At 70.8% G+C, this 19,450-nt stretch carries 20 protein-coding genes and 1 pseudogene; 15 read left to right on the top strand and 6 right to left on the bottom strand.

What is annotated here, in order from left to right; genetic code table 11:
- Positions 1–14: 14 nt before the first annotated feature.
- Entirely contained in the window at positions 15–632 is a 618-nt protein-coding gene (locus tag ACF07B_RS38620) for a TetR/AcrR family transcriptional regulator (RefSeq protein WP_392182340.1), read from the top strand.
- A 152-nt stretch (positions 633–784) separates the two neighbouring features.
- On the opposite strand, the gene ACF07B_RS38615 is transcribed toward ACF07B_RS38620, so the two are convergent.
- Both ACF07B_RS38615 and ACF07B_RS38610 read right to left on the bottom strand, forming a co-directional pair.
- Positions 785–1,489 carry an SGNH/GDSL hydrolase family protein gene (locus ACF07B_RS38615; RefSeq protein WP_392182339.1) on the bottom strand — a complete coding sequence of 235 codons (705 nt, stop codon included), beginning with the start codon at positions 1,487–1,489 and terminating at the stop codon, positions 785–787.
- A gap of 126 nt (positions 1,490–1,615) precedes the next feature.
- Positions 1,616–2,566: a bifunctional lysylphosphatidylglycerol flippase/synthetase MprF gene (locus tag ACF07B_RS38610; protein WP_392182338.1), complete on the bottom strand. Its 951-nt coding sequence runs from the start codon at positions 2,564–2,566 to the stop codon at positions 1,616–1,618.
- Between the two features lie 292 nt (positions 2,567–2,858).
- Between ACF07B_RS38610 and ACF07B_RS38605 the strand changes: the two genes are divergently transcribed.
- The 10 genes from ACF07B_RS38605 (at position 2,859) to ACF07B_RS38560 (ending at position 12,153) form a co-directional block, all read left to right on the top strand.
- Positions 2,859–4,487 carry an aldehyde dehydrogenase family protein gene (locus ACF07B_RS38605; RefSeq protein WP_392182418.1) on the top strand — a complete coding sequence of 543 codons (1,629 nt, stop codon included), beginning with the start codon at positions 2,859–2,861 and terminating at the stop codon, positions 4,485–4,487.
- 32 nt (positions 4,488–4,519) lie between these two features.
- A complete protein-coding gene (locus ACF07B_RS38600) occupies positions 4,520–5,647 on the top strand; it encodes an acyl-CoA dehydrogenase (protein ID WP_392182337.1) in 1,128 nt (375 codons plus the stop codon).
- Between the two features lie 8 nt (positions 5,648–5,655).
- Complete coding sequence (locus ACF07B_RS38595; RefSeq protein ID WP_392182336.1) at positions 5,656–7,092, top strand: aspartate aminotransferase family protein; 1,437 nt, start codon at positions 5,656–5,658, stop codon at positions 7,090–7,092.
- On the top strand, positions 7,085–7,594 hold the full coding sequence (locus ACF07B_RS38590) for a type II toxin-antitoxin system RatA family toxin (protein WP_392182335.1): 510 nt from the start codon (positions 7,085–7,087) through the stop codon (positions 7,592–7,594). Before ACF07B_RS38595 ends, ACF07B_RS38590 begins: the two co-directional genes overlap by 8 nt.
- Entirely contained in the window at positions 7,594–8,085 is a 492-nt protein-coding gene (locus ACF07B_RS38585; RefSeq protein WP_369483127.1) for a hypothetical protein, read from the top strand. Before ACF07B_RS38590 ends, ACF07B_RS38585 begins: the two co-directional genes overlap by 1 nt.
- Positions 8,082–8,636 (top strand): flavin reductase family protein, encoded by a 555-nt coding sequence (locus ACF07B_RS38580; RefSeq protein WP_392182334.1) that lies wholly within the window; start codon positions 8,082–8,084, stop codon positions 8,634–8,636. The genes ACF07B_RS38585 and ACF07B_RS38580 overlap by 4 nt, the downstream gene beginning before the upstream one ends.
- Positions 8,633–9,592, top strand: a complete 960-nt coding sequence (locus tag ACF07B_RS38575; RefSeq protein ID WP_392182333.1) for a VlmB-like protein — start codon at positions 8,633–8,635, stop codon at positions 9,590–9,592. Before ACF07B_RS38580 ends, ACF07B_RS38575 begins: the two co-directional genes overlap by 4 nt.
- Positions 9,589–10,593, top strand: coding sequence for a beta-ketoacyl-ACP synthase III (locus tag ACF07B_RS38570; RefSeq protein WP_392182332.1), 1,005 nt, complete (start codon positions 9,589–9,591; stop codon positions 10,591–10,593). The genes ACF07B_RS38575 and ACF07B_RS38570 overlap by 4 nt, the downstream gene beginning before the upstream one ends.
- 67 nt (positions 10,594–10,660) lie before the next feature.
- The gene (locus tag ACF07B_RS38565; protein ID WP_392182331.1) at positions 10,661–10,915 is read left to right on the top strand and encodes an acyl carrier protein; all 255 of its coding nucleotides are present in this window, start codon (positions 10,661–10,663) and stop codon (positions 10,913–10,915) included.
- Entirely contained in the window at positions 10,915–12,153 is a 1,239-nt protein-coding gene (locus tag ACF07B_RS38560) for a beta-ketoacyl-[acyl-carrier-protein] synthase family protein (protein ID WP_392182330.1), read from the top strand. Before ACF07B_RS38565 ends, ACF07B_RS38560 begins: the two co-directional genes overlap by 1 nt.
- A gap of 63 nt (positions 12,154–12,216) precedes the next feature.
- On the opposite strand, the gene ACF07B_RS38555 is transcribed toward ACF07B_RS38560, so the two are convergent.
- From ACF07B_RS38555 to ACF07B_RS38540, 4 genes are all read right to left on the bottom strand, one after another.
- Entirely contained in the window at positions 12,217–12,969 is a 753-nt protein-coding gene (locus ACF07B_RS38555; protein ID WP_351860456.1) for an AfsR/SARP family transcriptional regulator, read from the bottom strand.
- A 104-nt stretch (positions 12,970–13,073) separates the two neighbouring features.
- On the bottom strand, positions 13,074–14,765 hold the full coding sequence (locus ACF07B_RS38550) for a nitrite/sulfite reductase (RefSeq protein ID WP_392182329.1): 1,692 nt from the start codon (positions 14,763–14,765) through the stop codon (positions 13,074–13,076).
- A gap of 59 nt (positions 14,766–14,824) precedes the next feature.
- Positions 14,825–16,072 (bottom strand): hypothetical protein, encoded by a 1,248-nt coding sequence (locus ACF07B_RS38545; RefSeq protein ID WP_392182328.1) that lies wholly within the window; start codon positions 16,070–16,072, stop codon positions 14,825–14,827.
- The gene (locus ACF07B_RS38540) at positions 16,069–17,763 is read right to left on the bottom strand and encodes a hypothetical protein (RefSeq protein ID WP_392182327.1); all 1,695 of its coding nucleotides are present in this window, start codon (positions 17,761–17,763) and stop codon (positions 16,069–16,071) included. The genes ACF07B_RS38545 and ACF07B_RS38540 overlap by 4 nt, the downstream gene beginning before the upstream one ends.
- A 410-nt stretch (positions 17,764–18,173) precedes the next feature.
- Here ACF07B_RS38540 and ACF07B_RS38535 point away from each other — a divergent pair, with 410 nt between their 5' ends.
- The 4 genes and pseudogenes from ACF07B_RS38535 to ACF07B_RS38520 form a co-directional block, all read left to right on the top strand.
- A complete protein-coding gene (locus tag ACF07B_RS38535) occupies positions 18,174–18,359 on the top strand; it encodes a hypothetical protein (RefSeq protein ID WP_369483119.1) in 186 nt (61 codons plus the stop codon).
- Positions 18,346–19,053 (top strand): phosphoadenylyl-sulfate reductase, encoded by a 708-nt coding sequence (locus tag ACF07B_RS38530; RefSeq protein WP_392182326.1) that lies wholly within the window; start codon positions 18,346–18,348, stop codon positions 19,051–19,053. The genes ACF07B_RS38535 and ACF07B_RS38530 overlap by 14 nt, the downstream gene beginning before the upstream one ends.
- Complete coding sequence (locus ACF07B_RS38525; RefSeq protein ID WP_392182325.1) at positions 19,050–19,316, top strand: adenylyl-sulfate kinase; 267 nt, start codon at positions 19,050–19,052, stop codon at positions 19,314–19,316. Before ACF07B_RS38530 ends, ACF07B_RS38525 begins: the two co-directional genes overlap by 4 nt.
- Positions 19,313–19,450: pseudogene (locus tag ACF07B_RS38520) on the top strand (sulfate adenylyltransferase small subunit); the annotation flags it as partial. The gene ACF07B_RS38525 and the pseudogene ACF07B_RS38520, both read left to right, overlap by 4 nt.

The raw sequence follows: 19,450 nt of genomic DNA, 5'->3' as shown, positions 1-19,450 counted from the left end.
GGCGGGTCGGATCCATGGGCAGTCAGCAGCGAGTGCGCCGATCGCAGGAAGAGCGTTCGCGGACGACGACGAACGAACTCCTCTCCGCCGCTCGTAAGCTCTTCGCCAGAGACGGGTACACCGCGACCTCGCTCGACGCGATCTGCGAGGAGATCGGGGCGAGCAAGGGCGCGCTCTACCACCACTTCAAGAACAAGCGGGACCTGTTCCGCGCCGTCTACGAGGCGGAGGAGAACCGGCTGTCGAGCGCGATCGCGCAGACGTTCACCCTCCACGAGGACCCCTGGGACGGTCTGTACGAGGGCATGCGCGAATTCCTCGTCATGTCGATGGAGCCGAGCACACAGCGGATCACCCTCATCGACGCGCCCGGGGCACTGGGCTGGGCGGAGATGCGGGCGATCCGTTCCGACTGCCGGCGCATGATCGCCTACGGTCTCGGTCAGCTCCTCGGCAGGGACCGTCCCCGCGCCGACGTGACCGCCGTCGCCTCGATGGTGCACGGCGCCGCCTGCGAGAGCGCGGTCGCGCTGGCCCACGCCGACGGTGAGGCGGACGAACTGCTCGAAGCCACGCTGCGACAGTTCCGCCGGCTCTTCACTTCCATCGCCTCTTCCGTCACCGAGGCCTGAAGGCACTCCCGCCCGACGGGCCGGGTGGGAGAACCTTCCTGCCTGTGAGGCCGGGTGGGAGAACCTCCCTGCCCGACGGGCCCGGTGGGAGAACCGTGCCGGCCGGAGGGCCGGGTCCCGGGTGGCTCCCACCGGTGGAACCGGCCGAAGGCTCACCGGCACGCGTCACCGGCGCCGGTGAGATGGGCGCCGAGGCCCTGGATCACCGAGGCGGCGGCGATGGCATGGCCCCGCATGGTGGGGGCGCTGCCGTCGGCCCCGAACACATCCCGGTCCGCGGCCGCCGGATGCTCGGCGAGATTGACGTAGATCGCGCCGTGCCGGAGGGCCACCGCCTGCTTGCGTTCGGCCAGTTCGCGCAGCCGGATCCGCAGACGCTCGGTCTCCTCGCTCGACCGGGGGCTGAAGCGGGTGATGTCGAACCAGTTCACCAGCAGTACGTCGCCCCCGCTGTCGCGCAGTGGTGCGACGACCCGGTCGAACTCCGCCTCCACGCTGTCGGCGTCGAACGGTTCGCGTACCAGTTCGGCTCCGCAGCATGTCAGTGCCGTCAGATCCGGCTTGAACTCCAGGACGCGGCCGAGTTGTCGCGACCGTATCTCGGCCGCGAGCCGGCCCTTCCTTCCGAGGTTGAGATACGCCAGGCCGGGCTGGATCCGGCGCAGCGAGGCCGCCACCCGATCCGCCCAGCCGTCGTGGCCGTAGCCCTCCGCGGGCTCACCCCGGCCGTCGGCCACCTCGTCGCCGATCACCAGGAAGCGCCGCCAGGGCGCCCCCGTCAGTAACGTCTCCGCCTGCGCGGTGCTCAGACAGAACCGATCACCGTTCTCGCGCCGCAGCGCCGTCTCCGTGCACATGTCTTCCCCCGTGTGTCGCACTCTGTGGTTCGGCGAGTGCACACCGTACTCCCTGAATTCGAGCGTCCGTCCGGCGCTTTCGCGCCGTACGGCCCGTCGTACGGCTTTCGTGGTGCTGTCTCCGCCTCACACCGATTTGGTGACCCGCAGGACCTGCCAGATGGCCCCGAAGCTGGCGCCGCGCTCGAAGGCCAGATATTCGGGAAGCACCACCTGCGGACCCCACTTCTCCTTGTACGCGAGCTGGGTCGAGGCCGGGTAGACCGCGTGGCCGTGCTCGGCCAGCAGCCGCATGAACCGGCCCGTCAGCCCGCTCGCCCCCTCCGGCTCGTGCCGCGGGTCGAGGCCGGTGAACGGGGTGAAGCCGAAGTGCAGCCAGCCCGCGCCCTCCTGGATGAAGGTCTCCGTCGCGTGCAGGTTGACGGCCTCCATCACTCCCGGCGGGGCGTCCGGCAGCCGCCTGCTGAGATCGTGCAGCCAGCCGGGCCTGCTGCCGTGCGCGGGGCTGTACGAGATGTACGAGACCGGCCCGGAGTCCAGCGTGCCGACGAACAGCCGGCGGTGCTTCTGCGCGGGGCCGCCGAGCTGGCCGACCAGGAACTCGATCTCCTTGACGTGCCGCCCCTTGGAACGCAGCCAGGCCTTGTCGATGTGCTCGATGTCGCGCGCGCACGTCTCCCAGTCCGTCTCGGCGACCGTCAGACCGCTGCGCCGCGCGCGCGAGATCTTGTTGCGCAGTTTCACGAACTTCGATCCGCGCAGGCTGAACGCGGAGAGGTCGAGGGAATACGACGAGCCCACCTGGTTGATGGTGAACCCCTCCGCGCGGAACAGGTCGATGTCGTCACGCTGCAGCTGGATCCCGACGATCGTGCAGCGTTGTTCGCGCGCGAAGGAGCGGAACGCGCGCAGGAGGGACGCCTGTTGCTCGGGGGCGGCGAACACGCCGCCGAACTGGACGAGATGACGGCCGGAACGCCGGTAGACGACGAAACCGTCGCCGCCGTCCTCACGGAAATACTGGTTCCCCTCGTTGAGCGCGAGGAACGCGCTCGGATTGTCTGCGTGCTTCTCCACGGCCGACAGCAACCGGGGGAGCACATCGCCGTTCGTGTCCGCCGTGGGCGTCGCCGTCCGCCGTGTCCGTGATCGATTCACCGCACCGCCCTCCAGAGATCTACAGGAACGCACGGAACTCTTTCAGCGGGGTCGTGAAGGCGGCTGAAACAACCGTCTCAGAACCGTCTCAGCTCTATCTCAGAGGCCTTGGCGAAGGTTGCCGACGAATCGAAGTCGCTCTACAGAAGGCGGGGGACCTGGGGTGACCAGCGTTCAGTTGTCCGCTCCGGCCGGCCGGCGGCGCGGCGGGATGCCCGCACGCCGGCTGCGTACGTACCGGTCCTATGTGAACGGAGAATGCCTGGACGGCGGCGAGTGGGTCTATGTCGTCGGCGCCGACGCGCTGCTCGACGACGCGTTCGCGAGCCTGAGCCTCAAACGGAAGCTGGAGCGCGGGCTGGCGGAGCCGGCCGAACTGCCCGGCAGCATCGTCGCCAAGGTGGCCAAGGCCGACCGCGCGACCGTCGAGTCGGCTGTGGAGGCCGCCGCCGAGGCCGCGCCGCGGTGGGCGGCGTTCCCCCTCGACGTGCGGCTCACCGAGCTGGGCCGCCAGATCCACCGGCGCATCGTGGAGCGCGCCCAGGAGATCGTCGACGTGCTGGTGGAGGAGGGGCATCCGCTGCCGCTGGCCCGCTGGCAGGTGTCGGGCATGCTCGACTGCTTCGGGCCGCAGTCCCTGGGTTTCTACCGGTCGCAGATGCTCCAGGAGTTCCGGCAGGGCGACAGGCAACTGGCGGTGCGCAGGCTCCCGGACGGCGTGGTGTGTCTCAACCCGCCGCAGAACGCGCCGCTTTCCAGCACCCTGCTGGGCGCCACCGCGATCATGGCGGGCAACGCGCTGGTGGTCCGCGCGCCGCGCAGCGCCCCGCTCGGGGCGATGTACGTCCTGCACGAGATCGTGATCCCGGCACTGGAGGAGATCGGCGCCCCGCCCGGCACGCTGAACGTGGTGTGCGGCGACCCGGCGCCCATGCTCGCCGCCTGGCTGCGCAGCCCGAAGGTCGACGACATCATGTATTTCGGGAGCAGCGAGAACGGCATCACCTTCGAGGAGAAATGCGTCACCGCCGGCAAGAAGCCCATTCTCGAACTGGCCGGAAACGACGCCGTGGTGGTGTGGAAGGACGCCGATCTCGAACTCGCGGCGGAGGCGATCACGGAAAGCTTCTTCGGTTCGGGACAGCTCTGCATGATCCCGAATCAGGTGCTGGTGCACCCTGAGGTCGCCGATCGGCTCATCGCGAACATCGTCCGCCTGGCCGGCCATATCCGTCCCGGATACGCCTGGGAGGAGGACGTCCTCCTGACACCGGTCCTGCGGAACGAGAAATTCTTCTCCTGTCTGCGGGACGCGGTGGACAACGGCGCGGAGATCGCCTGCGGCGGGCACGCCATGCAGATCGACGAGACCCGCGACGCGGCCGGAATCTTCCTGGAGCCCACGGTGGTCGTGGTCCGCGGTCTGAAGGACGCCCGGGAAACAGACGCCGTGCGCGACGAGACGTTCTTCCCGCTGATCCCGGTCGTGGTCGCGGATCCCGCCCCGGACGGCGAACTCATCGACAGCTTCATCGAATTCGTCAACACGAACGCCTACGGTCTGCGGAATTCCGTGTGGGCCACCGACCGTGCGGTCGTCGACGCGTTCGTCACCCGGATCACCGTCGGCGGAATCCTGAAGGTGAACGACTCGCACATCGGCTTCCTCCCCTATCTGCCGACGCACGGCGGTACGGGTCTGACCGGAGGAGTCTTCGGCGAGGCCAACTACCCGATCCTGCGCACCTCGCACGTCCAGGGGCTCAGCGTCAGCACCGGATCGCGTCCCCGCGACGCGGTGTTCGGCGCCTGGCGGGCCATGGACCGGCGAGAGTCCTGAACACCCCGTCCGCGCACTACGAGAGAGCTGCCATGCGCCCACTGGATGCCGCGCGCGAGACGTGCGAGAAATTCATGCCCGGACTGCTCGCCGAACTGGGCGAGTTCCCGCTGACCGAACTGGAGTCCCCGGACTCTCCCGCCATCGCGCTGTTCCGCGGCCACGGAGGACCCCAACTGGTCATCCCCAAGACCTACGCCGGCTCCGGCGCGGGTCCCCGGGAGGCGCTTCAGGTCACCCGTGCCCTGGCCGCGGCGGCGCCCTCGCTGGCGGTCGCCACGACCATGCACCACTTCTCCGTGGCCACCCTGTTCACCCTGGCCGACAGCCTCCAGGCCAGTGGCGCGGAGTGGGCCCTGCTGGAGGGGATCGCGGAACAGAACCTGCTGGTCGCCTCCGGCTTCGCGGAGGGCCGCACCGGACAGGGCATCCTGACCCCCTCGATGCGGGCCACGGTCGTCGAGGGCGGCTACCGGATCAACGGTGCGAAGAAGCCGTGCAGTCTGTCGCACTCGATGGATCTGCTCACCGCGAGCGTGTCCGTGCCCGGTGACGACAACTCGGCCGTCCTGCTGATCCCCAAGGGCGTCGAGGGACTGAGCGTGCATCCCTTCTGGGGGAACCCGGTCCTCGCGGGCGCGGAGAGCGACGAACTCCGGCTGGAGGACGTGTTCATCAGCGAGCAGCAGCTCATGCGGACCGAGGACGCCGAGCCCGGCGCCATGGACAGCCTCCAGACGGTCGGCTTCATCTGGTTCGAACTGCTCATCTCCGGTTCGTATCTCGGCATGGCGAGCGCCCTCGCCGAACGGGTCGTGGAGCGCGGCCGGGGCACCGACTCCGAGCGCGCCCGGCTGCTGTGCCGGCTGGAGGGCGCGGCCCTGCTGCTGGAGGGCATGGCGCGGATGATCGAGCAGGAGGAGACCGGCGACGAGGCGCTCGCGAAGTCCCTCATCGCGCGGTACGCGGCGCAGGACGCCCTGGCGGAGTCGGTGCACCAGGCCGTCGAACTGCTCGGCGGGATGGCGTTCATCGGCTCGCCGGACGTGGCCTACCTCGCGGCGGCCTCGCACGGCCTGTCCTTCCACCCGCCGTCCAGGTCGAGCATCGCCGGACCGCTCCTGGAGCATCTGGCCGGCAAGACGCTGCGGATCGCGTGAGGCCCCCGATGACCCTCACTCCGGCAGCCGCCGCCACGCCCGCACCGTCACCCTCGCCGGCCGCGCCTCCGGTGTCGCCCTCGCCCACCGCGCCCGAGGTCACCGCGGCCTCGGCGGGGAACCCGGCCTCCGCGGGCACCCCCGGCACGGCCCCCGCCCCCGCCTCCTCCCCCTCACCCTTGACCCGTGAAGAACTCGGCCGGCTCTACCGGCGCCGTCTCAACAAGGGCCGGGCCGTCCTGGGGGAGATGTTCGGCGGGCACATCGAGACCGAGTCGCTCGGCGCCTGGGTGTTCACCGCGGAGGGCCGCCGGTTCCTCAACTGCGGTGGCTACGGCGTGCTGTTGACGGGGGCCAGGCACCCCACCGTGGTGCGGCACGTGTCCGAGCAGCTGAACCGGCACCCCGTCGCGACCCGGGTGTTCCTCGAACCGCAGGCCGCGCTGGCCGCCGAGGCCCTGGTGGAGGTCTGCCCGCCCGGCCTGGAGCGGGTGCACTTCGCGGGCTCGGGCGCCGAGGCCGTCGAGTGCGCGATCAAAATGGCCCGCACGCACGGCAGACGGCACCTCGTCGCCACCGTGGGCGGCTATCACGGCAAGACCATGGGAGCCCTCAGCCTGACCGGCCGTGACGTCTTCCGCGAACCCTTCCGCCCCCTGCTGCCGGACGTGGAGCACGTCGCCTACGGCGACGCCACGGCCCTGGAGGAGGTGCTGCTCCGCCACCCGGGCGACTGCTGTGTCGTGATCGAACCCGTCCAGGGCGAGGCCGGCGTGATCCTCCCGCCGGACGGCTATCTCACCCGGGTACAGGAACTGTGCCGCCTGCACGGGGCGTTCTTCGTGCTCGACGAGGTGCAGACCGGACTCGGCCGGCTCGGCGCCTGGTGGGGCGCCGACCGGGAGGGCGTCACCCCGGACGCGCTGCTCGTGGGCAAGGGGCTCAGCGGCGGGATCGTCCCGGTCTCGGCGGTGGTCGCCACCCCCGCGGCCTTCAAGGTCTTCGACCGGGACCCCTATCTGCACACCTCGACCTTTTCCGGGGCACCGCTGGCGATGGCGGCGGCCCGGGGCGCGCTCGCCGCGCTCCACGAGGACGGACTCGTCGAACGGGCCCGGGTCCTCGGCGACGAACTGCTCGTCGGGCTCGGGGAGATCGCCCGCGGACACTACGGCGACGGCCTGCGCGAGGTACGCGGCCGGGGCCTGCTCATCGGCTTCGAGTTCGCCCGGCCCGGCGCGGCCGGAGACCTCCTGATCGAGGTGGCGGAACAGGGCGTCATCGCCAACCACTCGCTCAACTCGGACCACGTCCTGCGGCTCACCCCGCCGGCCGTGCTGTCCCGCTCCGACATCGACTTCCTGTACGAGGCCTTCGACCGCGCGTGCGGCAGGCAGGCCTCCGCGTACGCAATCTCATCGGAAGGTGGCATCGGCCATGCGTAGTGCTCATGTGACCCTCGGCGTACCGGGGGTGACTCCCCAGGCCGCCTTCGCCCGGGTCAAGGACTTCGCGGCGTACCCGGATCTCGTCGACGTCGTACGGTCCGTGACGGTCCGTCGGACGAGCGACACGCACGAGTCCAGCGACTGGGAGGTGTACTTCCGCAACGGCATCCTGCGCTGGACGGAGACCGACCGGCTCGACGCGGCGGACCTGACCATCGAATTCGCCCAGACCGAGGGAGACTTCGACGAATTCTCCGGAACCTGGGCGATCACCGCCGACGGCGACGGCTGCCGGATCGCCTTCGACACCGCGTTCGACTTCGGCATCCCCTCGCTCGCAGGGATCCTCGACCCGGTGGCGGAACGGGTGTTCAAGGAGACCATCGCCCGCGTGGTCCGGGGACTGTTCCCGAACGCCGAGGTGATCGGCGACGAGGCCGTCGCCAGGGCGCTCGCCGCGGTGCTGGAAGCGGCCGCGGCGGCGGGAGGAGCGCGCTGATGGACGCCAAGAACCTCTTCGAGACGCCCGCCACCTACAGGCTGCACCGCGCCGAGTACGCGCTCGGACTGGTCGTGAGCGGCGTGCTGTTCTTCACCCACCTGGGAGACGTCTCCTGGGCCCCCTTCGTCGGCCTGTTCCTCTACATCGACCTGATCGGCTACATCCCCGGCGCGATCGCCTACCACCGCAGTACGACCAAGGACATCTCCAAGGTCTACTACGTGCTCTACAACACGATGCACAGCCTCGTCACCCAGGGACTGGTGGCCCTGGTGTGGATCTGGGCGTTCGGCGCCGAGTGGGCGCTGCTCGCCCTGCCGATCCATCTCTTCGGCGACCGGGCGCTGTTCGGGAACTTCCTCAAGAGCTTCAGGCTGCCCTTCGAGCCGGTCGAGGACCCCGGATACCTCCGCTTCCGGGCCGAGTTCGAGGGCCGGGGCGCCCGGCCGGCCCCGGTGGCCGCACACCTGGATGCGAGGACCTCATGAGGGAGGCCCTCGCCGCCGGGCGCCGCGGCGGCCCGGCGGGCACCCAGCAGACCCGGTCCACGGTCCGCCGGCTGGCCACCGGCGTCGCGGTGCTGACCTGCGGCGACCCCGAGACCGTCGAAGGGGTCACGGTGAGCACCGTGGCGCTCGCCTCGATGGAGCCGCCGATCATCTCCGTCGCCCTGCGGGAGGACAGCAGGGGACTGCGCACCCTCCTGGCCCACGACGGCTTCGTCGTCAACGGGCTCGCCGCCGGACAGGCCTTCCTCGCCGACCACTTCGCCTCGAAGAAGCGCGGACGCGGCCTGGCCCAGCTCCCCGCCGACACCTGGGCGGGCCTCAGCTCGCACGGGGTGCCCCGGCTCAAGGACGCCGTCGTCTGGCTGGAGTGCCACATCGTCCGCAGCACCGCCGTCGGCGACCACCGGGTCGTCTTCGCCGGTGTGGCACGCGGCTCACAGGGCGCCGGGACTCCTCTGGTCAACTTCGCCGACGAGCTGCGGCCCGGCCGTGCCGCCATCCGACCGCTGTCCGTGGAAAGGGATCGATGACCGTGTCCACCACACCCTCCGAAGCCGACTGGGAGCACGCTCCCTCGCTCGTCGACGGCGCCATGAACCTGGAACTGACCGCGGACTCCTGCGACCTGCGCTACTGGCTGCGCTCCGTCCCGCAGGGCACCCTGCGCGGTCACGCCCTCGGCCACGCAGACGACGTACGCCCGTTGCCGGTGATGTCCGAGCCGGGCCCCCTGAACAGCGCGCTCAGCCAGGAACTGGCCTTCCGCTCCATCGCGGAGGAGAAGGCCACCCGGGCCATCGCCCACATGGTGGCGCTCGCCCCCGACAACGCCTCGCTGGAGTTCTACTCGACGCAACTGCTCGACGAGGCACGGCACGCCATGGTCTTCCGCCGCCATCTCCTGTCGCTCGGCATCGCCGAGGACGACCTGTGGACGGCGATCGACCGGCTGGCCGGGGCCGACAGCGAGCGCGTCCTCGTACCCCTGGAGGAGTTCGGCCTGCGCGCGCTGCGCGACCGTCGGGACTTCATCGGCGGCGTCGTCATCCTCACGGTGCTCGTCGAAGGCGTGCTCGCCCCCTCCGCGGAGCTGAGCGAGCGCAAGTGGCGGGTGTTCGACCCGGCCGCCGCCGACATCGAGCGCGGCGCCGGCATCGACGAGATCCGCCACCTCACCGTCGGCAGCTCCATCGCCCGGGAGCACCTGCTGCGCCACCCCGAGGACAAGCCGCGGATCCTGGAACTGATCCAGGAGGGCTACGGCCTGTGGGAGAAGCTGCCCTCGCAGGACCTCGTGATGCGCCGCGAGGAACTGTTCCAGCAGGGCCTGGAGCGGCACGGCGACCTGGTCGGCGACTACGAGGCCTGGCCCGGCCGCCGGCTGATCGACACCACGGCCGAGGAACGGGCCGGGACGGCGCACGAGTGGGCCGACAAGATGCAGCGCGCGCGGCTGGCGTACATGGGTCTCGAGGACGCCCTGTGACCGCTCGGGCCGCGGTCGTGTGCGGGCTGGGTTCCTGGCTGCCGCCCAAGGTGGTGACCAACGACGAACTCGCCCGGGAACTCGACACCTCGGACGCCTGGATCCGGGCCCGCACCGGCATCGGCGCCCGGCACATCCTCGACGACGACCTCGCCACCTCGGACCTCGCCGTCGAGGCCGGGGCACGAGCCCTGAAGTCCGCGTCGGACATCGCCGTGGACGCGGTGGTGCTGGCCACGGCGACCCCCGACCACCCCCTGCCGGCGACCGCCCCGCGGGTCGCCGCCCGGCTCGGACTGGGCCCCGTACCGGCCTTCGACGTGGCCGCCGTCTGCACGGGCTTCCTGTACGGGCTGGCCACCGCGGCCGGATTCATCGCCGCCGGGTCGGCCGACTCCGTCCTGGTCATCGGCGCGGACGCGTTCTCCCGCATCCTCGACCCGGCGGACCGCTCCACCCGGGCCATCTTCGGCGACGGCGCCGGAGCGGTCGTCCTGCGGGCGGGCCGCCCGGACGAGCCCGGCGCGCTCGGCCCGATCCGGCTGGGCTCCGACGGCTCGGCGGACCACCTGATCCAGGTGCCCTCCGGGGGCTCCCGTGACCCGCTGCGGCCGGCCACGGCCGGGCAGGGCGACCCCTACTTCAGGATGGCCGGCCAGGCCGTGTTCCGGCATGCCGTGGAATCCATGGCCGAGTCCTCCGAACAGGCCCTGCACGACGCGGGCTGGACGGTGAAGGACGTCGACCTGCTCGTCGCCCACCAGGCCAACGTACGGATCATGCACGCCCTGGCCGACTGGATGGGCCTGGACCGGGACCGGTGCGCGATCCATCTCGACCGTGTCGGCAACACCTCGGCCGCCTCCGTGCCGCTGGCCCTGGCGGACGCCGTCGCCAACGGCACGCTGCGCCCCGGCCGGCGCGTGCTGATGACCGCGTTCGGCGGCGGCCTCACCTGGGGCGCCTGCACGCTCCGCTGGCCGGCCGTCGAGGCGTACTGACCGCCACCACCCGTAGCCCACCCACCACCTCGCACACCACGACGAACGGAACGAGGAGAGACATCCCATGAGTGACACCAGCGATCGTCTGGTCGCCCTGCTGGTACGGGTCTGCGGCCTGGAAGCCGACGAGATCGCGCCCGACGTGACCTTCCGCAAGCTCGAAGTGGACTCGCTCGCCCTGGTCGAACTCGGCCTGGCCGCCCAGCAGGAGTTCGGCGTCCCGGTCAAGGACGACGATCTGGAGCTGGACGCCACGGTGGCCGACGCGACGGCGATGCTCGACAAGAAGCTGGCCGGGCAGCCGGGAGTGACGGGCTGATGCCGGACGTCAGGCCGCCGTTCTCCGCCGCGGTCACCGGGATCGGCATGGTGACCGCGGCGGGCATCGGCACCGACGCCTCCTGGACGCGCATCCTGCGGGGCGAGACGACGGAAGCGAGCGAGGTGCCCGCGCTCGCGGGCACCCGCGCCGGCTTCGGCTGCCATGTGCCCGACTTCGACCCCGCGAAGGCGCTGGGCCGGCGCAAGGCGTTGCGCCTGGACCGGAGCAGCCAGCTCGCGCTGGCCGCCGCGGCCGAGGCGCTGGCCGACTCGGGCCTGGACACGGCCGGATGGGACGGCGCCCGGGTCGGCGTGGTCATCGGCAGCGGCATCGGGGGAGCGGCCACCTGGGAGAAGCAGCACCACGTGCTGCTCGACCAGGGCTTCGACCAGGTCTCCCCGATGCTGATTCCGATGCTCGCGGTGAACATGACCGCCGGATACATCGCCATGGAGTTCGGGGCCAGGGGCCCCAACCTGGTGACCGCCACGGCCTGCGCCTCGGGCACCACCGCCATCGGCACGGCACGCGAGCTCCTGCGCGCGGGCACCTGCGACGTCGTCGTCACCGGCGGCACCGAGGCCTGCCTGATCCCCTCGATCGTCTCCGGCTTCAGCCAGATGGGCGCCCTCTCCGCCCGCCGCGACGCACCGGCGAACGCCTCACGCCCCTTCGACGTGGACCGGGACGGTTTCGTACCCGCCGAGGGAGCGACCGTACTCGTCCTGGAGCGTCCGCGGGACGCCCGGGCACGCGGCGCGTCGGTGCACGCGGTGATCAGCGGATACGGCGCCAGCGCCGACGCCCACCACGCGACCGCTCCCGATCCGGAGGGCCGCGGCGCCGAACTGGCGCTCCGTACGGCGCTGGCGGACGCGGGAGTCGGCGCCGACGAGATCGATCACGTCAACGCCCATGGCACGTCCACCCCCCTCAACGACGTGACGGAGGCCCGGACGCTGCGCCGAGTGCTCGGCGACCGTCCCGCGGTCACGTCCGTCAAGGGCGTGGTCGGTCACTCCCTGGGCGCGGCCGGCGCCATCGAGGCCGCCATCACCGCGCTCACCCTCGAACACCGGCTCGTGCCGCCGACCGCGAACCTGCACAGTCTGGATCCGGAGGTCGAGATCGACGTCGTGGCCAAGGGCCCCCGCGACCTGACGGGCGAGCTGGCGGTGAGCACCTCGTTCGGGTTCGGCGGCCAGAACGCGGTGCTGGTCCTCGGGCGTGCCTGAGGCCGGGCGCCCGCCACGCTCGACCGCCCACGGAACCGGAGGGGGATCGGAGGGAATCGGAGGTCACGTCTGGGAGAGGATCTCGCGGAACACCCTCCTGAGCTGGGGAGAGGGCTCGATGCCCAGTTCCCGCACGAGGCGTTGACGGGTACGGCTGTACACGTTGATCGCCTCTCCCTGACGGCCCGAGCGGCACAGCGCGGCCATCAGCTGCCGGCAGAAGTGCTCGCGCAGGGGATAGCGCATGTGCAGGCGCTCGGCCTCGGGGATGACCGCCTGGTGGAGACCGAGATCGAGCTGCGCGTCGATCTTGCGCTCGTGCGCGATCAGCCGGCTCTCCTCCAGGTGGGTGTAGGCCATCCGGCAGATCATCCCCTGGCCGGTGTCGAACAGGGCGGGCCCCCGCCACAGGGCGAGGGCGCTGTTCAGCGTGCGGATGACCGCGCCGGGGTCCTCTTCGAGGAGTGGCGCCGCGGATTCCACCAGGGCGGTGAAGCGCAGGGCGTCGATGTGGTCGGCGGGGAGCTGGAGCCGGTAGCCGGCGGGCGTGGTCTGCACGACCCCGCGCAGGTGTTCCCTGCCGATCCGGGTCACGAGAATGCGCCGCAGCCGCGCGATGTGCCCCTGAAGCGAGTTCACCGCGTCCCTGGGGGGCCTCTCCGCCCAGAGTTCGTCGATCAGTTCGTCCCGGGAGACGACTTTCCCGCCGGCCAGGGCGAGCGCCGCGACAATGGTGCGCAGTTTCTCGCCCGGTATGCGGAAGCGGATGTCGTCCTCGTCGATGATTTCCAGCGGTCCCAGCAGTTCGATCCGCACGGCCCGTCCTTTCTCTGTGCAAGAGTTGGGATTGTTCAGGTGCGGTTCCCGGCCTTTCGGTGTTCACCTCGGCCGGATGCCGAGGTGAACACCTGGAATCCCGTCTACTTCAGTTCGTCCTCTGTGGCGCGTGCCGTCCACTCGGCGAATGTCTCCGCCGCGTTCTTCCGGCCCGCCAGATAGGCGCGGGTCACGCGCTCGACGTAGTCGGGCAGTTCGGCCGCCGTGGTCCTCAGGCCGCGCAGCTTCCTGCCGAAGCGGCCGTCCTCCCCCTCCCGCAGGGCGAGACCCCCGCCGAGGTGCACCTGGAATCCCTCGGTCTGGGTGCCGTCGGCGCCGGTCACGAGCTGTCCCTTGAGCCCGATGTCGGCGACCTGGGTCCGCGCGCAGGCGTTCGGGCAGCCGTTCACGTTGACCTTGATGTCCAACGCCTCACCGGCGAGCCGTCGTTCGAGCTCGCCGATCAGGGTGGCCGCGCGCTCCTTGGTCTCGACGATCGCCAGCTTGCAGTACTCGATGCCGGTGCAGGCCATGGTGTCGCGCCGCCAGGAGGACGGCTCCGCCTCCAGGCCGACGGTGCGCAACGCCTCGACGAGCGGGGCCGGATCGGTCACGTCGAGCACCACGATCTTCTGGTACGGGGTGAGCCGGACCCGTGCCGAGCCGTGGGCCTCGGCGAGGTCCGCGAGGCGGGCCAGCGCGTCGCCGGAGAGCCGTCCGGCCACCGGGGCGGCACCCACGAAGTACCGCCCGTCGCGCTGCCGGTGGACCCCGATGTGGTCGAGGGGAGCGGCCGGCAGCACCGGGGCCGGACCGTCCACGAGCGGGCGGTTCAGGTACTCGTCCTCCAGCACCTTGCGGAAGCGCTCCACGCCCCAGTCGGCCACCAGGTACTTCAGCCGCGCGCGGCCGCGCAGCCGGCGGTAGCCGTAGTCCCTGAACAGCCGGGTCACGCCCACCCACACCTCGGGCACGTCCTCCAGCGCCACCCAGGCGCCCAGCCGCTCGGCGAGCCGCGGGGAGGTGGACAGGCCGCCGCCCACCCAGGGGTCGAACCCCGGGCCGTGGTCGGGATGGACGCTCCCGAGGAACGCCAGATCGTTGATCTCGTACGGTATGTCGGGGAGCCAACTCACCGCCGTCTTGTACTTGCGCGGCAGGTTGGACAGCGTGGAGTCGCCGATCCAGCGGGCGGTGATCTCCTCGATCGCCGGGGTGGCGTCGAGGAGTTCGTCCGCCGAGACGCCCGCGACCGGGCTGCCGACGACGACGCGCGGGCAGTCACCGCACGCCTCGGTGGTGGACAGTCCCACCTCTTCGAGCCGGCGCCAGATCTCGGGGACGTCCTCGATCCGTACCCAGTGCAACTGGATGTTCTGCCGGTCGGTGATGTCCGCGGTGCCCCGGGCCCACCGGACCGAGATGTCCGCGACGGTGCGCAGCTGCCGCAGATCGAGGCGTCCGCCGTCGATGCGGACGCGCAGCATGAAGTACGTGTCCTCCAGCTCCTCCGGGGCGAGAACGGCGGTGCGTCCGCCGTCGATACCGGGGCGGCGCTGGGTGTACAGCCCCCACCAGCGCAGACGGGAGCGCAGATCGTCCGGGTCGATGGAGGCGAAGCCGTGATGCGCGTAGACCTGTTCGACGCGCTCCCGCACCCGCAGCGGGTCCTCGTCCTTCTTGATCTCCTCGTTCTGGTTGAGGGGCTCGCGCCGCCCGTGGGCCCACTGGCCCTCGTCGCGCGAGCCCTCGCGCCTCGCCCGCAGTGCGGGCGACGCCGGCGCCGTGTCCGTCATGGTGTGCTGCCCTTCTCCGGCCTCTTGCCGGCCGCGGATCGCGGGCCGGCCTCGGATCGTCATGGCCCGGGCTGCCTCAGCGGTCCCGAGACGGCGGTGATCATTCCGCTATTGAGCCAGTCCGCGCCCCGGTGCTCGTGCGCGGGCATGCCCGGGATGTACACCTCGGCCGCCGCGTACATCAGGGCCGGGGCGAAGTCGCCACCCAACTGCCGCTGCCAGGCCTCGTATCCGGCGGCGCTGGGCACCTCGCCGGGGAACCGCCTCGACAGCGCCGACAGATAACGCTCGGCGGCGGGGCCCCGCGGGTCGTAGCGCAGCGGGATGATCTGGCCCGCGCTGGGACCGAGTACGGGCGGCGAGAGCAGCCAGGGCGCCAGGTAGGTGCCCTCGGCCTTGACCCGGCCCGTCCCGACGTCCTTGACCTGGGCCCCGGCGAGCGCCCAGCCCGTGACCACGATCAGCGGAGGCGCGCCGCCCTCGCCGGGTGCCACCACGGTCAGCCGCTCGCGGGCCGCGGCCTCGCGGACCACGGCCGCGGCGGCCCGGTCACGGGGCGAGGCGTCCGCGCGCAGGGCGACGGTCCGTGCCCCGCGCGCCGCCAGGAAGCGCACGGTGGACCGCAGCAGGCCGGCGTCGGCGGTAGCGAGACGGTCGGCGGGACAGGAGGACCAGGGCCGTGCGCTGCCGGCGAGCAGGGCCCCCAGGGCCGCGGACGCGCACTCGGGTCCGTCGGTGCCGCGCAGCGTGGCGGACGCGGCGGACGGCTCGTGGCCCGTGTCGACGTCCAGCGAGGCCGGGGAACCGTTCACGGAGAGATACAACCGCTGGTCACCGGACTTCAGGGTGACTCCCACCCAGGTCCGCTCGGAACCGCCGTACCGCCGGCCGGCGGTGAGCCGGGCGGGATCGGTGCCGGCGGAGGCGTTGTCCGCGGCGATGCCCACCAGGTTGAACCCGGGACGGTTCGGAACGACGAGGACCGGTACACGCTGCGCCCCCGCCTCGGCTGTACGCAGCAGGGGTACGCCCGGTGCGCCCGCTTCGGGCCGCCCCGCGTCGTGCGACACCGTCATGCCCACCAGGACCGAGGTGATCACGATGACGGCGAAGGAGGCGAGCACGGTGCGTCGGCGGCGCATCCGCCCGTACCGCAGTTGCAGCATGATCAGGCCGATACCGCAGGTCAGGACGAGCGCGCCCAGCAGGATGCCGTACAACGGACGGAAGTCCTGCGCGGCTTGGGCCAGGTGCCCGCGGCGGCCGGCGGCCGCCGCGGACAACTGGATCGAGAAGGTGTTGCTCACCGCAGTGCGCCGTCGCTCACGACGAACAGCACACCGTGGGGACGGGCGTCACCGGTGTCGCCGTGCGGCCACGACGTCCGGTTGAAGCTGACGCAGGTGTCCCCGGTGACCTCGTCACGGAACCGCTTGTCGAGGGAGATGCCCGCCTTCCCGCCCAGGTCGAACATGCACACCCGGTGGTCGCCGTCGCCGCCGAAGGCGCCGGCCAGGAAGTAGTTGGCGGTGGCGACCCGCTTGACCTGGGTGGCCTCGCGGTAGTCGCCGTCCTTCCCCTTGGTGAAGTTGTCCATCGCGCCCCAGTGAGGACCGCCGTCGGTCGTGTCCCGGATCGGGACGGTGCCGACCAGGCCGGGACAGTCGCTCTCGTCGCCGCCCTTGTAGACCTCGTCGAGTTTGTCGATGGAGCACCGCGGGTCGTCGCCCGACGCGAGCAGCTTCCGGATGTCCAGCACGTAGACCATGCCGGTCGTCCGGTCCAGCGGCTTCCCGTAGGGCTTCGACGCGCCCATCACCGTGTGGAACAGGTAGCGGTCGTCCGGACTGACCGCCAGCCAGCTGGAGTTGTCGCCGCCACCGGTCACCGAGCCGTCGGGGGCGAAGGTCTGGTACGGCGTCGTGTCGTCCAGCACCTCCTTCCACTTCGGCTTGGAGGACGTGATGTCCGGCGTGTAGTAGACGGCGCCGCCGGTCATCGAGGAGACGAACGCGCCCTTGTGGCCACGCTTGTTGGGCAGCGCCGTCTCCATGAGGACCCGGGACTCGCCGAAGATCGGATCCGACTCCTGGGCGAGCCTCGGCCCGTCCGCCATCTTGGACACGGACTTCAGCTTCGGGTCGGCCCGGTTGCTGATGTCCCAGACGCGGACCGTCTGCCGGGCGAGGTCCTCACGCAGTTCGACCTCGGGAGTCACGAAGTTGCGTGCCTCGACGAAGTCACTGGCGACCATGATGTTCATGTCCTCGCGCACGGCGATGCCGTGCGGGTTGGCGCAGCTCGCCTCCGTCAGCACCGGTACGTTGCCGCACTGGACCGGGTCCTCGCCGCCCTTGACGGCCGCGGGGATCTCGGAGATGGTCCTGCCGTCCTTGCCGAAGTAGACGATCTCGCCGGGCGAGCCGGCGGCACCGTTGCCCTCACGCACCTCACCGTTGGTGTACGTGCACGGCCCCGTGACGTTGGGTCCGCCCATGTACGTGCCGTACGCGGTGCCGTCGCGCAGCACCTGGTAGGCGTCCGGCAGCGTGCCGCACGGGGTGTCCGTGGGGACGTTCACGCCGACGAGCTTCACGGCCGGCAGGGCCTTCGTGTCGAACACGAACGTCGTGTCGGTGAGGATGCCGCCCGCGAACAGCCGGGCGCCCTTGTGCCAGAGGTACTGCATGTGATGGGGCTCGTTGCCCTTGCCCGGCCCCATCGTCACCGTGTTGACGACGTCCCCGTAATGCGGTGAGTCGGGCGTCGCGTCGATGACGGTGAGGAAGTCGGGCGTCGTGTGGTCCACCGGACCCGCCCAGGCGAGCAGCCACTCACGCCCGTGTCCGCCCGCCGTGGGAAGCAGATGGTTGGTGGCGGTGTAGGTGGTTCCGTTGGTTGCGGTGAACCGGGAGGTCCACGAGGTGGCGGCCTCCGGTGATGCCTGACCGGCTCCACCGAGCAGGGCGGTGGTCAGCCCTAAGGTCAGAAGAACCACGGACAAACGCCGTGGGAACCCTGTTCTTCGGAGCCTGGATAGTCTCATCGTGCAAATGCCCCTCTTCTGGAACTTGCGGTTCGGGTCCCCCGGTCGCAGACATGCGCATTGGCCCCGGACCGAGGGGCTCTGGGCAAGAGATTTCTCCGGATCATCGTGGTTCGCTGCCCGTGATCCCGCAGCGGACCGCGAAATCCATCCGTGACTATCTCAAACCCCGCTGACCGGGCGCTGACACGGCGCTTGCGAGGCCGGACTCCGGAACATGTCAGCGCCGTGTCAGTGGCCTATCCGCGGCCGTTGCTAGGGTGACCGGCACTGTCGAACTCCGGAAAAGGGAATTTCTCCCCGGGTCTTTATCCGTCGCCCGAAGAACCCTTTGTCAAAGTGCTTCCGGACAGGAGAAATCGATGAATGAACGCGAGTTGCTCCACCCCTGCCCGTACTGCGAGTACAAGGGGCTCTTCAGAGCCGGTGAGGGGCACGACACCTGGGAATGCGGCGCTTGCGAGCGCGCGTTCAGCTTTTCGTTCCTCCGGCTGCTCGGCCTCGTGGCGCTGGGCGTCGGCCAGGGAGCCACACATGAAGGGCGCTGATACGGGCGGGTCCACCGAGCTGCGACTGCTCGCCGAGCGTGCGGGGCGCGACCTGGAGGACGCGTCCGCGCTGGAGATCCTGCGCTGGGCCGCGGACACCTTCGGCGAGGGGTTCTGTGTCACGTCTTCGATGGAGGACGCGGTGGTCGTCCATCTCGCCTCCCGCGCCAGGCCGGGTGTGGACGTGGTGTTCCTCGACACCGGCTATCACTTCCCGGAGACCATGGGCACCCGTGACGCGGTCGAGGCGGTGATGGACGTCCATGTCATCACGCTCACCCCGCGCCGCACGGTCGCCGAGCAGGACGCCGAGTTCGGGCCGCAGCTGCACGACCGCGACCCGGATCGGTGCTGCGCGATGCGCAAGGTCCAGCCCCTCGAAGAGGGCCTGACCGCGTACGACGCGTGGGCGACCGGGCTGCGCCGCGACGAGTCGGAGACCCGGGCGAACACCCCGGTCGTCGGCTGGGACGAGAAGCGCCGCAAGGTCAAGATCTCCCCCATCGCCCGCTGGACGCAGGCGGATGTCGACGCGTATGTCGCCGAGCACGGGGTCCTCACCAACCCGCTGCTGGCGGACGGTTACGCCTCCGTGGGCTGTGCGCCGTGTACGCGGCGGGTGCTGCCGGGTGAGGACGCGCGGGCCGGCCGCTGGGCGGGCCGCTCGAAGACCGAGTGCGGGCTGCACGGATGACGCCGACCACGAAGGCCGCGTCCGTCTCGGACCCCACGATTTCCCAGGAGCGGCAAGTGACGACCGGTGCCACGATCTGGCTCACGGGTCTGCCGAGTGCCGGCAAGACCACCATCGCCTGCGAACTGACGGGGCTGACCGGCGTCGACGATCCCTATGAGGCGCCCGAGTCGCCCGACCTGCGCATCGAGTCGCACACCCAGACCGTGCGGGAGTCCGCCGCCGCGCTGCACGCGCTGCTCGTGGAACGGGGGCTGGTGTGAGCGCGCCCGCCGCTGAAATCACTCTGTTCCTCTCCCACTTGGACGCGTTGGAGTCGGAGGCTGTGCATATCTTCCGTGAGGTGGCGGGGGAGTTCGAGCGGCCGGTGATCCTGTTCTCCGGTGGCAAGGACTCC

This window comes from Streptomyces sp. NPDC015532 (assembly GCF_043078065.1).
Taxonomy (GTDB): Bacteria; Actinomycetota; Actinomycetes; order Streptomycetales; family Streptomycetaceae; genus Streptomyces.
Note: the sequence above shows the minus strand (reverse complement) of the source record. Positions and strands in the feature narration are given on the sequence as shown.